The sequence below is a fragment of the Shimwellia blattae DSM 4481 = NBRC 105725 genome (genome assembly GCF_000262305.1).
Lineage (GTDB): Bacteria > Pseudomonadota > Gammaproteobacteria > Enterobacterales > Enterobacteriaceae > Shimwellia > Shimwellia blattae.
Map to the genome: position 1 here is coordinate 4064198 of NC_017910.1, position 14415 is coordinate 4078612.

Consider the following 14415-nt stretch of genomic DNA (forward strand, 5'->3'; position numbering starts at 1 on the left):
TGTGTTTTTTAATTCGTTTCCCAACGGTACTGGTTACCAGATTTTAACAAAAAATGCCTGCGGATTATACGCAGCACGCAACGGGTTCGCGGGGCGTGCAACCACAACAGGCAAGCAAACGATTGCTTTTATCGTGCTATCCATTAAAATCACCGCTTTTCCATTACGGGATTTCCTCCGATGTCAGTAAAAGCTGTTGAGTCTGAGAACAGAAAACCAGAAACTCAGGACCGCCCCAGCGAACTTATCTACCGCCTTGAAGATAAACCGCCGCTGCCTCAAACACTGTTCGCCGCCTGTCAGCATTTACTGGCAATGTTTGTCGCCGTGATCACCCCGGCCCTGCTGATTTGTCAGGCCCTGGGATTACCGGCCGCAGATACCCAGCACATCATCAGTATGTCACTATTCGCCTCCGGCGTGGCGTCTATTATTCAGATCAAAGCCTGGGGGCCGGTGGGCTCCGGGCTGCTCTCCATCCAGGGGACCAGTTTTAACTTCGTCTCGCCGCTTATTATGGGCGGTATGGCGCTGAAAAACGGCGGGGCCGATATCCCCACCATGATGGCGGCGCTGTTCGGCACCCTGATGCTGGCCAGCTGCACAGAAATGATAATCTCCCGTGGCCTGCACCTGGCACAGCGCATTATCACCCCGCTGGTTTCCGGCGTGGTGGTGATGATTATCGGCCTGTCACTTATTCAGGTGGGGCTGACCTCTATCGGTGGCGGTTATACCGCCATCAATAACCACACCTTCGGTGCCCCGTCGAACCTGCTGCTGGCCGGGGCGGTACTGGTGGTGATTATTGCCCTGAACCGCCAGCGCAACCCTTATCTGCGCGTGGCATCCCTGGTGATAGCCATGGCGGTAGGTTACCTGCTGGCCTGGTTTATGGGCATGCTGCCGGAAAACACCACACCGTCGAACAGCGATCTGTTTATGATCCCCACCCCGCTTTACTACGGGCTGGGCATTGACTGGAGCCTGCTTATCCCGCTGATGCTGGTCTTTATGGTGACCTCTCTGGAAACGATAGGCGATATTACCGCCACGTCGGATGTTTCAGAGCAGCCGGTCACCGGCCCGCTGTATCTCCGTCGTCTGAAAGGCGGCGTGCTGGCAAACGGCATGAACTCGTTTGTTTCTGCGGTGTTTAACACCTTCCCGAACTCCTGCTTTGGCCAGAACAACGGGGTTATTCAGCTCACCGGGGTTGCCAGCCGCTATGTGGGCTTTGTGGTGGCGCTGATGCTGATAATCCTGGGTCTGTTCCCGGCGGTAAGCGGCTTTGTGCAGCACATTCCTGAGCCGGTGCTCGGCGGGGCGACTATCGTGATGTTCGGCACCATTGCGGCCTCCGGGGTGCGTATTGTCTCCCGCGAGCCCCTGAACCGCCGGGCTATCATGATTATTGCCCTGTCTCTGGCCGTCGGGCTGGGGATCTCCCAGCAGCCGTTAATTCTGCAGTTCGCGCCGGACTGGCTGAAAACCCTGCTGGCATCCGGTATTGCCGCCGGCGGGATCACCGCCATTGTGCTGAATCTGATTTTTCCTGAAGATCAGCCGCAAAAACGCTGACCACCTGCACGGTGATGGCGCAAACGCGCCATCACCGCCCGCAACCTTACAATCCCCCCCTTGAGCTCACCGGCTAAATCGTGCATAACTCAGACTGTTAATGTTCACGGGATGAAAGACGATGAATTCACTCAGAAGGCTTCTCCTTACCCTGCTGATCGCACTAACAGTGATAATTGTTGCCCTGTACATAGCCGTGCAGACCCGCTGGGGCGCCAGCCAGCTGGCCGCCAGAATCAGCGCAGGCCAGCAGTGGCACATCACCTTTGATAAGCTCAGCCACAGCTGGTCTTCCCCTTCTCATCTGGTTTTCAGCAATCTCAGCCTGCGCAAGCCAGGCCAGCCCCCGCTGCTGGTTGCGCAACAGGTGGATGTCGGCCTCAGCGCCCGGCAGCTCACCCGGTCGGGCGATGTTAACTCCCTGCAGATACACAACGGCACCCTGAATCTGCCCCGGGGTGGCCTGCCGTCGCTGCCGCTCCAGGCCCGCCGCCTGCAGCTCAGCGCAATGAATATCAACGCCACCCCCGGCCAGTGGCCGCTCGTGGCCCGCCAGGTCTCCGGGGGGATAACCCCCTGGAACCCGGCCCGCCAGCAGGATGCCCGTTTTCAGTTCAGCGCCGGGCAACTGATCCTGAACGGTCTTCCGGCAAGCCAGGTGCTGATGCAGGGCGAGACCCGCAACGGCAGCCTGATTATCAGCTCCCTCGGGGGCGATGTGGCCCGCGGCAGCATGAGCAGCAGCCTGCAGCGCACGCCGGATGGCCGCTGGCAGGTAGACTATTTACGCATCAGCGATCTGCGCTACCAGAGCCGCGACACCCTGGCGCGTTTGCTGGCCCGGGCCGCAACGCTGCCCCCGGTCACGCTCAGGAATGTGGATATCACCAACACCCAGCTTCAGGGGCCTGGCTGGGCGGTGAATGGCCTCAGCCTGGGGTTACGCAATATCGGGCTGGAGCATGGCCGCTGGAGCGCGCAGGAGGGCACATTATCCGTCAGCGCCAGCGAGGCGCTATACGGCGCAGTGCACCTGTTTGACCCCATTATGACGGTCCGGTTATCCGGCCAGGCGCTCACCCTGCAGCAATTTACCACCCGCTGGGCCGGGGGGCTGCTGCGCGCCACGGGCCACTGGCAGCGCCAGAGCAAAGCGCTCACCCTGGATGAGCTGACCATCGCCGGGCTGGAGTACACCCTGCCCACGGCCTGGAAACAGTACCTGGCGGCACCGGCACCCGGCTGGCTCAACAGCCTGCGGGTTGAGAAGCTCTCCGCCAGCCGGAACTTACTGATCGATACCAACCCCGACTTTCCGTTCCAGTTCACCGCCCTGGACAGCAGCGGTACCCGGTTGCAGCTGGTGCGCAATAATCAGTGGGGAATATGGGGAGGCAGGCTGAACCTTAACGCGGCGGCAGCCACCCTGAACCGTATGGATTTACGCCGCCCGTCCATGGCGCTGGAGGCGAACCTGTCCACGGTCAATATCAGCGAGCTCAGCGCGTTTGCAGGCCAGGGGCTACTGGAGGCGACCGCCACCGTATCCCAGCTGCCGCAGCGCCGGGCTGTGCTCTCGCTCAGCGGGCGCGCTGTCCCTCTGGATACACTGCACTACTGGGGGTGGCCGGCACTGCCGCTTGAAGGGGACGGAAATCTCCGGCTGAATATTACCGGGAGCCTGCAACATAACGTGCCGCTGCGGCCCACGGTCAGTGGAGATCTGAGCGCCACCAATGCCCGGGGTTTGCAGATCCACCAGACCATGGCGCAGGGTGTTGTCACCCCGGGGAATACACCCGGCGCCTGAGTGCCGGGGGTTATTCTTCTTCGTTACCGCCCTCTTCCAGAGGGCCGAACGGCCGGGCAGGCAGCACCATAAAGATGCCTTCAAATACTGCGCCCAGATCATCACCACCGTACAGCTCAACCCGCAACTGCACCCGGGATTTACGCCCCCGGGCCAGCCGGTCCAGATCGCCGCTCAGTGAGCCGAGATCCGCCACCGCGCCGGGGCGGCCGCTGATAGGCTTACTGTAGCGAATGTGCGCATCGGCAAGGATAATCGTGCCGCCAAGGTGCCTTTCGCGCAGCATCAGCCAGATAAGCCCCCAGCCGGTTAATGTGGCAAGGGAGAACAAACTCCCGGCAAAGAGTGTCTGGTTCGGGTTCTGGTTGCCGGTTTCCGGCATGGTGGTGATAAATTTCTGCCCGGTATACTGCACAATGCGCACCCCCATTTTTTCACTCAGGGGGATATGCTGATACCAGGCCTGCTGGAGCTGCCCGCACCAGTCGGCCCGGTGCAGGATGTCATCCATAGAGGCTATCTGCTTGATCATCAGAAAATGGCGCACCGGGGTTGTCTGGGGGGCGGTAATTTCGCCTTCGTTGTGAAACCCCAGCTTGGCAAAAAACGCCACCGCATCTTCCCGGGCGCTACAGGTCACGCGCTTAACGCCTTCCTGGCGGGCCACCGATTCCAGCGTCATCGCCATCAGCGTACCCAGCCCTTTTTCCTGAACGCCGGGATCCACCGCCATAAAGCGGATAGAGGCTTCATTTTCGGCATTAATATACAAACGGCCCACCGCGACCGGTTTGCCCTGCTCATCCACCACCATCTGGTGGTGGGCCATCGCATCCCATGCATCCCGCTCAGAGCCCCGGGGCTGATGCAGCGGCTTGCGCAGCATCTCCCAGCGAAACTGGTAATAGATCTCCAGCTCTTCCTCGGTTTTTGGTACCCGCAGATGATACATCACCGCACTCTCCTGGATTGTTCTCATCGGATGGTCATGGCCGGTTTATACCTGAAGCCAGAACGTGACCGGACCGTCGTTAACCAGTGATACCTGCATATCCGCCGCAAAGCGCCCGGTTTGGGTGGTCACCCCCTGCTCACGGCAACAGCCGGTAAAATACTCATACAGCGATTCGGCCAGTGCCGGTGCCGCGCCGCCGGAAAACCCCGGGCGCATGCCTTTACTGGTGTCCGCCGCCAGGGTGAACTGGGACACGACCAGAACACTCCCCCCCACCTGTTTCAGGCTGAGGTTCATTTTGTCGTCTTCATCGCTGAAGATCCGGTAACCGAGCACCCGCTCACACAGGCGCCGGGCTTTTTGTTCCGTGTCGTCTTTTTCAACACCCAGTAATACTAATAAACCGTGGCCGATTTCGCCGGTCACTTCATCGCCCACGCGCACGCTGGCGCGGGTTACTCGCTGAATTAATGCAATCATAGTTATGCTTGTTTAACGCCTCTGGCGCGTTGTTTGAGAGATCGGAATTCCCCGAGAGTGACAGTAATTTCGGCGCCGAGCAAGACAATGCACCAGCTCCAGTACACCCAGACAAACAGAATGGGGATCACCGCCAGTACACCATAGATTAACTGGTAGGAAGGAAACATGGTGATATACAAGGCGAAACCTTTCTTACCCAGCTCCACCAGCAAAGCCGCCACCAGCGCCCCTGCCAGGGCGTCACGGCTATTTACCCGGACAGTCGGCACCAGGCTGTACAGCAACCAGAAGGCCAGCCAGGAGAGCAGCAGCGGAAAGATACGCAGCACATCATCAATAACCGAGTTGAAATCACTGGCCCAGCGCAGCGACAGCAAATAGGAGCTGATAGCCAGGCTGGTGCCAACCAGCAGCGGGCCGAGCGTCAGGATCATCCAGTAAATCGCGAAGGAGTAGACCTTTGGCCGGTGGCGCTTGCTGCGCCAGATAACATTCAGCGCGCTGTCAATGGAGTACATCAGCAGCAGTGAGGTCACCACCAGCCCGACGCTCCCCACCAGCGTCATCCGGCTGGAGTTCGCGACAAACTGTTCAATATAGCGCTGGATAACATCCCCGGTGGCGGGAATAAAATTGGCAAAAATAAAATGCCGCAGCTGAATACTGATGTCGGAAAACGCCGGGAAGGCGGCAAACAGGGCAAAAATTACCGCCACCAGCGGCACCAGGGAGAGCAGCGACACATACGCCAGGTTCCCGGCCAGGGTCGTCATGTTATCTTCATCAACCCGCCGCCACAGTAGCCGGAGCCACAATAACAGCGAGCGGGCAAATTTACGCGCTGCGCGCATCAGGCAAAATAATCCGTAATATCGGTTTTATCCCTCACCAGCACGCTGGTGATCCCCACCGCTTGTGCCCCGCGAATATTGTCTTCGTTGTCGTCAAAGAAGACCGCGTCCTGCGGGCGTACGCCTTCGGCGTCCAGCACTTTCAGGAAGATGTCCGGCTCCGGCTTGCGGGTGCCCAGCTCATGGGAGAGGTAGACCGCATCCGCCGTGGCGTATACCTCAGGGTACAGTTCTGGCCAGTGTGCGGTGTGCAGGTTGTTGGTATTGGACAGCACAACCACCCGGTGCCCCTGTTCACGCAGGCGCGCCATAATGGCAATCACCTCCGGGCGCAGGGAGACAAACACCGCCTGCCACCCGGCCGCAAATTGCTCATAGCTCAGGGGCATATTCAGATCGTGGCACAGGGCTTCGGCAAACGCATGGTCAGACAGCTCCCCCCGCTCATGCTGGTAGAAGGCCTCCCCGGGTATAAAATCCCTTTGCAGGCGGGCCAGCGGGATACGGCTGAAATCACTCCAGACACCCATTACCCGGTTAAAATCGATATCGACAATGACATTCCCTAAATCAAAGATATACAGCATCGGGCTTCCTCCTGAAGGCATGGAGAATTAACTGTAGCGGGAAAGCGCAGGTTTGACTATTGCTCAAAATAGCAGAAAAGCCGCCAGCGGCGGCAGGTCACAGAAGCATAAAAAAAGCCGCTGTTTTCACAGCGGCTTTACGACACTTATTCCGGTAAGGGAAATCAGTGGGGATTAGTCTTTCGGGCCACGGTTAGCGCGGCGACGATCGTTCTCGGTCAGGTGACGTTTACGCAGACGGATAGACTGCGGGGTCACTTCTACCAGTTCGTCGTCATCGATGAATTCCAGCGCCTGCTCCAGCGTCATTTTGATGCACGGAGACAAGGTGGTGGCTTCATCTGTACCGGAAGCACGCATGTTGGTCAGTTTTTTACCGGTCAGGCAGTTTACTGTCAGGTCGTTAGAGCGGCTGTGAATACCGATGATCTGGCCTTCATAAACTTCAGCACCGTGACCCAGGAACAGCTTACCGCGATCCTGCAGGCTGTACAGAGCGTAAGCCACTGCTTTACCCTGGCCGTTGGAGATCAGCACGCCGTTCTGGCGCTGGCCGATTTCACCCGGGCGCAGATCGTCATAGTGGCTGAAAGAGGCGTACAGCAGACCAGTACCAGAGGTCATGGTCATGAACTCGGTACGGAAGCCGATCAGGCCACGGCTCGGGATGATGTAGTCAAGACGTACACGGCCTTTGCCATCCGGCATCATGTCGCGCAGTTCGCCTTTACGCAGGCCCAGTGCTTCCATGACGGAACCCTGGTTCTGCTCTTCAACGTCCAGCGTAACCTGCTCAAACGGCTCCTGACGGCGACCGTCGATCTCGCGGAAGATAACTTTCGGACGGGAAACCGCCATTTCGAAACCTTCACGACGCATGTTTTCGATCAGTACAGACAGGTGCAGTTCACCACGGCCAGACACGCGGAAGGCATCCGGGTCTTCGGTTTCTTCAACACGCAGCGCCACGTTGTGAACCAGCTCTTTGTTCAGGCGGTCCAGGATCTGGCGGGAGGTGACGTATTTACCTTCTTTACCGCAGAACGGAGAGGTGTTTACGCAGAAGAACATGGTTACGGTCGGCTCATCAACGGTCAGTGCCGGCAGCGCTTCCACATTCTGCGGGTCGCAGATGGTGTCAGAGATGTTCAGCTCACCCAGACCGGTGATAGCAATGATATCGCCCGCTTCAGCAGAAGCAGATTCGATACGCTGCAGGCCCATATGGCCCAGAACAGTACCCACTTTACCGTTACGACGGTTGCCTTCAGCATCAATGATGGTCACTTGCTGGTTAGGCTTAACCACGCCACGTTTGATGCGGCCAATCCCGATAACGCCAACGTAGTTGTTGTAGTCGAGCTGGGAGATCTGCATCTGGAACGGGCCGTTCAGGTCCACGTTCGGTGCTTCAACGTGCTTAACGATGGTTTCGAACAGCGGGGTCATGTCTTCAGCCATGTCCTCGTGATCCAGACCCGCGATACCGTTCAGCGCAGAGGCATAAACAATCGGGAAGTCCAGCTGTTCGTCAGTCGCACCCAGGTTTACGAACAGGTCAAACACCTGATCCACAACCCAGTCCGGACGCGCACCAGGGCGGTCCACTTTGTTGATAACCACAATAGGTTTCAGACCATTGGCAAAAGCCTTCTGAGTCACGAAACGAGTCTGCGGCATAGGGCCATCCATTGCGTCGACGAGCAGCAGAACAGAGTCGACCATAGACATTACACGTTCAACTTCACCACCGAAGTCAGCGTGCCCCGGGGTATCAACGATATTGATACGATAGTCACGCCAGTTGATAGCCGTGTTTTTTGCGAGGATGGTAATCCCACGCTCTTTCTCCAGATCATTGGAGTCCATGACACGTTCGGTCAGTTCACTTCTCTCACCGAAAGTACCAGATTGTTGCAGCAGCTTGTCAACCAGGGTGGTTTTACCATGGTCAACGTGCGCAATAATGGCGATGTTACGCAGATTTTCGATCACAACTTTGCCTCAGGCATTAGAAATAGCGCGTTATTGTACACGTATTAATCGAAGGACTAAACAGGATCACAATAAACCTTTACAAACAACCCTCGTTGCCGGGCTTTGTGATCGTCTTCACTGAGCAAAACCAGCGTCCCAAACAAAAATCGCACCAATAGAGTGCAACGCATCACTGCATTCGCACTATATTGGTGCAATATTTCCATCCGGGTGCATCCGTTTTGCACTACGACGCGCATGATAACGCCTTTTGCACCCTTTTTAAAAGTTGGCACAGTTTTCGCTTCGCTATATTCAGTGCGAAAAGCCCTATTTCAGAACAGTGCCAGACCTCGTTACCACGACGACAATGAAAAAACCCGGGAGAGTTATGTATGTCCGCTGAACACGTTTTGACGATGCTGAATGAACATGAGGTGAAGTTTGTTGATCTGCGCTTCACCGATACCAAAGGTAAAGAACAGCACGTCACAATCCCTGCCCACCAGGTTAATGCTGACTTCTTCGAAGAAGGCAAAATGTTTGATGGCTCTTCCATCGGCGGGTGGAAAGGTATTAACGAATCTGACATGGTGCTGATGCCGGACGCCTCTACCGCGGTTATCGACCCGTTCTATGATGATCCCACGCTGCTGATTCGCTGCGACATTCTGGAGCCGGGCACCATGCAGGGCTACGATCGCGACCCGCGTTCTATCTCTAAACGTGCCGAAGATTACCTGCGCGCAACGGGCCTGGCCGATACTGTCCTGTTCGGGCCGGAGCCGGAATTCTTCCTGTTCGACGATATCCGCTTTGGCAGCTCAATTTCCGGCTCCCACGTCGCTATCGACGATATCGAAGGCGCGTGGAACTCATCCACCAAATACGAAGGCGGCAACAAAGGCCACCGCCCGGGCGTGAAAGGCGGTTACTTCCCGGTGCCTCCGGTTGATTCCTCCCAGGATCTGCGCTCTGCCATGTGTCTGACCATGGAAGAGATGGGCCTGGTGGTTGAAGCCCACCACCACGAAGTGGCCACCGCCGGTCAGAACGAAGTGGCCTGCCGCTTCAACACCATGACCAAAAAAGCGGATGAAACCCAGATCTACAAATATGTGGTGCATAACGTGGCGCACCGCTTCGGCAAAACCGCAACCTTTATGCCAAAACCGATGTTTGGTGATAACGGCTCCGGTATGCACTGCCATATGTCCCTGGTTAAAAACGGTGTGAACCTGTTTGCAGGCGACAAATACGCAGGCCTGTCTGAAATGGCGCTGTACTACATTGGCGGCGTTATCAAGCACGCGAAAGCGATCAACGCCCTGGCAAACCCGACCACCAACTCTTACAAGCGTCTGGTCCCGGGTTATGAAGCACCGGTAATGCTGGCCTACTCTGCCCGTAACCGCTCTGCGTCTATCCGTATTCCCGTGATTGCTTCCCCGAAAGGCCGCCGTATTGAAGTGCGCTTCCCGGATCCGGCAGCCAACCCGTACCTGTGCTTCACCGCCCTGCTGATGGCAGGCCTGGACGGGATTAAAAACAAAATCCACCCGGGCGAAGCCATGGATAAAAACCTGTATGACCTGCCGCCGGAAGAGGCGAAAGAGATCCCACAGGTGGCCGGCTCTCTGGAAGAAGCACTGAACGCGCTGGATCAGGATCGTGAGTTCCTGAAAGCCGGTGGTGTGTTCTCTGACGACAGCATCGATGCTTACATCGAACTGCGCCGCGCTGAAAATGACCGTGTACGCATGACGCCGCACCCGGTTGAGTTTGAACTGTACTACAGTGTGTAACAACCACTGATGATGCGCAGCGCCGCGCATCTGGTTTGTTTTTTTGTTGCCGTGGAAACTTTTCAGCCCATCTCAGGATGGGCTTTTTTCTCCAGCATCACTCGCTGATATCGCCTGATTCCGGGTCAGAACGTTACAATGCACCAAAACAGTGCAATCAGAGGAGGCAGCAAATGACGACCGCCGAGCTGCCCGATACCGGGCAGATCCTGAACTCTCTCATTACCAGCATTCTGCTGGTCGATGATTCTCTTGCGGTACATTACGCCAACCCGGCGGCACAACAGTTACTGGCGCAAAGTGCGCGCAAACTCTACGGCACTCCGCTTCCGGAGCTGCTCAGTTACTTTTCATTAAATATTGATTTAATGAAAGAAAGCCTCAGCGCGGGCCAGGGCTTTACCGATAACGAAGTGACCCTGGTTCTGGATGCCCGTTCGCATATTCTGTCCCTGACGGCACAAAGGCTGCCGGATGGTTATATCCTGCTGGAAATGGCACCGCTGGATAACCAGCGCCGGTTAAGCCAGGAGCAGCTGCAACATGCCCAGCAGATAGCCGCCAGAGATCTGGTACGCGGGCTGGCCCATGAAATCAAAAACCCGCTCGGCGGGTTACGGGGAGCGGCACAACTGCTGAATAAAGCGCTGCCGGACCCTTCCCTGACCGAGTACACCAAAGTCATTATCGAGCAGGCAGACCGGCTGCGTAACCTGGTAGACCGCCTGCTGGGGCCACAGCACCCCGGTACGCACGTTACGGAAAGCATCCACAAGGTGTGTGAGCGGGTCGTTAAACTGGTGTCGATGGAGCTTCCGGGGAATGTGCGGCTTATCCGCGATTATGATCCCAGCCTGCCGGAGCTGACACACGACCCGGACCAAATTGAACAGGTTTTACTGAATATCGTGCGCAACGCGCTACAGGCGCTGGGCCACGAGGGCGGGGAGATAACCCTGCGCACCCGCACTGCGTTTCAGCTTACGCTGCACGGGGTGCGCTACCGGCTCGCCGCCAGAATCGATATTGAAGATAACGGCCCGGGTATTCCGGCACATTTGCAGGATACCTTGTTCTACCCCATGGTCAGTGGCCGGGAAGGGGGAACGGGCCTTGGGCTGTCTATCGCCCGCAGTCTTATCGATCAGCATTCAGGAAAAATTGAATTTACCAGCTGGCCAGGACATACCGAGTTCTCGGTTTTCCTGCCTATTCGGAAATAGAGGTGGTTATGCAACGCGGGATAGCATGGATCGTTGATGATGATAGCGCCATTCGCTGGGTGCTGGAGCGCGCCCTCACCGGCGCGGGCTTAAGCTGCGTGGCGTTTGAAAATGGCCACGAGGTACTGGAAGCACTCACCTCCAGAACCCCGGATGTGCTGTTATCCGATATCCGTATGCCCGGTATGGACGGGCTGGCACTGTTAACCCGGATAAAACAGCTCCACCCGATGCTTCCGGTCATCATAATGACAGCCCATTCGGATCTGGATGCCGCCGTCAGCGCTTATCAGCAGGGGGCGTTTGACTATCTCCCCAAACCCTTTGATATCGATGAGGCCGTGGCCCTGGTGGAGCGCGCCATCAGCCATTACCAGGAACAGCAGCAGCCGCGCCACACCCAGGCCAATGATCCGACTACCGATATTATCGGCGAAGCACCCGCCATGCAGGATGTGTTCCGGATTATCGGCCGCCTGTCCCGCTCGTCGATAAGCGTGCTGATTAACGGCGAATCCGGTACGGGTAAAGAGCTGGTGGCCCATGCGCTGCACCGCCACAGCCCCCGGGCAAAATCACCGTTTATCGCCCTGAATATGGCGGCGATACCGCGCGATTTGATCGAATCTGAGCTGTTTGGCCACGAAAAAGGCGCATTTACCGGCGCCAGCCAGATCCGCCAGGGGCGCTTTGAACAGGCCGACGGTGGCACCCTGTTCCTTGACGAGATTGGCGATATGCCGCTTGATGTCCAGACCCGCCTGCTGCGCGTGCTGGCCGACGGTCAGTTCTACCGGGTGGGCGGTTATGCGCCGGTCAAAGTGGATGTGCGGATTATCGCCGCCACGCACCAGAACCTGGAGCAGCGGGTACAGGACGGGAAATTCCGCGAAGATTTATTCCACCGGCTGAACGTTATCCGGGTGCATCTGCCCCCCCTGCGTGAGCGCCAGGAAGATATTCCGCGTCTGGCGCGCCATTTCCTGCAAATCGCTGCCCGGGAGCTGGGTGTGGAGGCCAAGCAACTGCACCCGGAAGCAGAAGCCGCCCTGACCCGCCTGGCCTGGCCGGGTAATGTTCGCCAGCTGGAAAATACCTGCCGCTGGCTGACGGTGATGGCCGCAGGCCAGGAGGTGCTGATTCAGGATCTGCCGCCGGAGCTGTTTGACGTGAGCGTGCCGGAAAGCACCGGGCATATGCAGCCGGACAGCTGGGCAACACTGCTGGCCCAGTGGGCCGACCGGGCGCTGCGTTCCGGTCATCAGAATTTACTTTCAGAGGCCCAGCCGGAAATGGAGCGCACGTTACTGACCACGGCTCTGCGCCATACTCAGGGCCATAAACAGGAAGCGGCCAGGCTGCTGGGATGGGGGCGCAATACCCTGACCCGCAAGCTCAAAGAGCTGGGGATGGAGTAATAAAAAAACTGCTGTTATTTTCGCCTTTACTGTGGCGGTGAGATAAGTATGATCATGCCCGTTCATCCGGGGGAATCGTTATGTTTGAATCACTCATCAATATGGTGTCGCAGACGGCCGAAATCGGCAGTGCGGCGGGCCAGACACCACAGGCGGCGGTCGCCGCTCTGCTGTGTGCAGCGCTGATAAACTTCTTCAGCTGATACAAAAGCGGGCACTGCCCGCTTTTGTATTATTGCGGCTCAGATAACCCGTGAGAACTGCTGCAGGCGCGCTTTGCGGCGCAGATAGATATCAAAGCACATGCAGATATTGCGGATAAGCAGGCGGCCTTTGGCGGTTACCCGAATGCCCTGCGCGTCTGTCTCCACCAGCCCGTCCGCTGCCAGCGGCTGCAGCAGCGCCAGATCGTCGGCAAAATAGTCCCTGAAGGTGATCCCCCACTGCTGCTCCGTGTCGCTAAAGGCCAGGCGGAAATTACAAATCAGCGCTTTTATCACATCCCGGCGAATGCAGTCGTCCCGGGTCAGTGCCAGGCCACGCCACAGCGCATCACTCTGCTCGTCCACCTGCTGGTAATACGCCTTCAGATCCTTCTGGTTCTGGGCATAGCAGTCCCCGATCATGCTGATGGCGGATACCCCCATCCCCAGCAGATCCGTATCGCCCTGGGTGGTGTAGCCCTGGAAATTACGGTGCAGCACCCCGTTACGCTGGGCCACGGCCAGCTCATCTTCCGGCCGGGCGAAATGATCCATCCCGATAAACTGATACCCGGCCGTCGTCAGGCTGGAGATGGTTTCCTGGAGGATATCCAGCTTTTGCCGGGCGTCGGGTAGGTCGCTGTCTTTTATCTTACGCTGGGCGGCAAACAGCTGGGGAAGATGGGCATAGTTAAAGACGCTCAGCCGGTCCGGGTTCAGCTCGACCACCCGCTGAAGGGTGAAGGCGAAGCTCTCCGGGGTTTGCTTTGGCAGACCATAGATCAGGTCAATATTGGTGGAGGTAAACCCCACCTCCCGGGCGCGGTTCAGCAGCGCGAAGATAAAGTCCTCATCCTGCTCGCGGTTTACCAGGCGCTGGACCTCTTTATTAAAATCCTGCACCCCCATACTCAGGCGGGTAAACCCTTCCTGGCGCAGGTGATCAATCACATCCAGCGCTATCTCACGGGGGTCCACCTCGATAGACATTTCCGCATCGGGGCTAAAGTCAAAATAACGCCGCAGCAAGCCCACAAGCCTGGTGATTTGCGCTTTACTCAGATAGGTTGGCGTTCCGCCGCCCCAGTGCATCTGGCTGACTTTACGCCCGGCAAACAGCGGTGCGCGGTGGATTATCTCCTGTTCGAGCACATCCAGATACTGGTCGGCTTTATGCTGCTGGCGGGTAACCAGCTTATTGCAGCCGCAGAAGTAGCACAGTTTATGGCAGAACGGGATATGTACATACAGGGACAACGGGCGCTGCGGGTAACGGGCAATCGCCCGGGTGAAATCGGCAGCGCCAAAATCGGTGGAAAACTCAAGCGCCGTGGGATAAGAGGTATAGCGCGGCCCGGAATAGTTATATTTCTGGATCAGGGCCAGGTCCCATTCAATTAACTGCTCAGACATACTCACTCCTTGCGACAGTGTCGCCTGCGCCGGGGAGCAGCCGCCTTGCCCATGCCCCGGGCGGTGAGCCGGCTGCGCAGCCACCGTTGGCGCCGCGACAACCGCTGTA

12 protein-coding genes are annotated in these 14415 nt (G+C 57.4%); 6 read left to right on the forward strand and 6 right to left on the reverse strand.

What is annotated here, in order from left to right:
• The first annotated feature begins 180 nt into the window (after nucleotides 1-180).
• Together EBL_RS19030 and EBL_RS19035 are read left to right on the forward strand one after the other, a co-directional pair.
• The gene (locus EBL_RS19030; protein WP_002442531.1) at nucleotides 181-1581 is read left to right on the forward strand and encodes a nucleobase:cation symporter-2 family protein; all 1401 of its coding nucleotides are present in this window, start codon (nucleotides 181-183) and stop codon (nucleotides 1579-1581) included.
• A 121-nt stretch (nucleotides 1582-1702) separates the two neighbouring features.
• Complete coding sequence (locus tag EBL_RS19035; RefSeq protein ID WP_002442529.1) at nucleotides 1703-3391, forward strand: AsmA family protein; 1689 nt, start codon at nucleotides 1703-1705, stop codon at nucleotides 3389-3391.
• Between the two features lie 10 nt (nucleotides 3392-3401).
• Here the strand turns inward: EBL_RS19035 and fabY are convergent, their stop codons facing one another.
• The 5 genes from fabY to typA form a co-directional block, all read right to left on the reverse strand.
• The gene (gene fabY / locus EBL_RS19040; RefSeq protein ID WP_002442527.1) at nucleotides 3402-4343 is read right to left on the reverse strand and encodes a fatty acid biosynthesis protein FabY; all 942 of its coding nucleotides are present in this window, start codon (nucleotides 4341-4343) and stop codon (nucleotides 3402-3404) included.
• Between the two features lie 45 nt (nucleotides 4344-4388).
• On the reverse strand, nucleotides 4389-4826 hold the full coding sequence (dtd, locus tag EBL_RS19045) for a D-aminoacyl-tRNA deacylase (protein WP_002442525.1): 438 nt from the start codon (nucleotides 4824-4826) through the stop codon (nucleotides 4389-4391).
• A gap of 2 nt (nucleotides 4827-4828) precedes the next feature.
• Complete coding sequence (locus EBL_RS19050) at nucleotides 4829-5680, reverse strand: virulence factor BrkB family protein (protein WP_002442523.1); 852 nt, start codon at nucleotides 5678-5680, stop codon at nucleotides 4829-4831.
• On the reverse strand, nucleotides 5680-6267 hold the full coding sequence (yihX, locus tag EBL_RS19055; RefSeq protein ID WP_002442521.1) for a glucose-1-phosphatase: 588 nt from the start codon (nucleotides 6265-6267) through the stop codon (nucleotides 5680-5682). Before yihX ends, EBL_RS19050 begins: the two co-directional genes overlap by 1 nt.
• A 174-nt stretch (nucleotides 6268-6441) precedes the next feature.
• A complete protein-coding gene (typA, locus tag EBL_RS19060) occupies nucleotides 6442-8262 on the reverse strand; it encodes a ribosome-dependent GTPase TypA (protein ID WP_002442520.1) in 1821 nt (606 codons plus the stop codon).
• Nucleotides 8263-8639: 377 nt separating this feature from the next.
• On the opposite strand from typA, the gene glnA reads away from it, so the two are divergent.
• From glnA to EBL_RS20700, 4 genes are all read left to right on the forward strand, one after another.
• Entirely contained in the window at nucleotides 8640-10049 is a 1410-nt protein-coding gene (gene glnA, locus EBL_RS19065; protein ID WP_002442518.1) for a glutamate--ammonia ligase, read from the forward strand.
• 173 nt (nucleotides 10050-10222) lie between these two features.
• Entirely contained in the window at nucleotides 10223-11272 is a 1050-nt protein-coding gene (glnL, locus tag EBL_RS19070; RefSeq protein ID WP_002442516.1) for a nitrogen regulation protein NR(II), read from the forward strand.
• A gap of 8 nt (nucleotides 11273-11280) precedes the next feature.
• Nucleotides 11281-12690 carry a nitrogen regulation protein NR(I) gene (glnG, locus tag EBL_RS19075; RefSeq protein WP_002442514.1) on the forward strand — a complete coding sequence of 470 codons (1410 nt, stop codon included), beginning with the start codon at nucleotides 11281-11283 and terminating at the stop codon, nucleotides 12688-12690.
• 80 nt (nucleotides 12691-12770) lie between these two features.
• On the forward strand, nucleotides 12771-12893 hold the full coding sequence (locus EBL_RS20700; protein WP_151199989.1) for a YshB family small membrane protein: 123 nt from the start codon (nucleotides 12771-12773) through the stop codon (nucleotides 12891-12893).
• Between the two features lie 39 nt (nucleotides 12894-12932).
• On the opposite strand, the gene hemN is transcribed toward EBL_RS20700, so the two are convergent.
• Complete coding sequence (gene hemN / locus EBL_RS19080) at nucleotides 12933-14306, reverse strand: oxygen-independent coproporphyrinogen III oxidase (RefSeq protein WP_002442513.1); 1374 nt, start codon at nucleotides 14304-14306, stop codon at nucleotides 12933-12935.
• Between the last annotated feature and the right edge of the window lie 109 nt (nucleotides 14307-14415).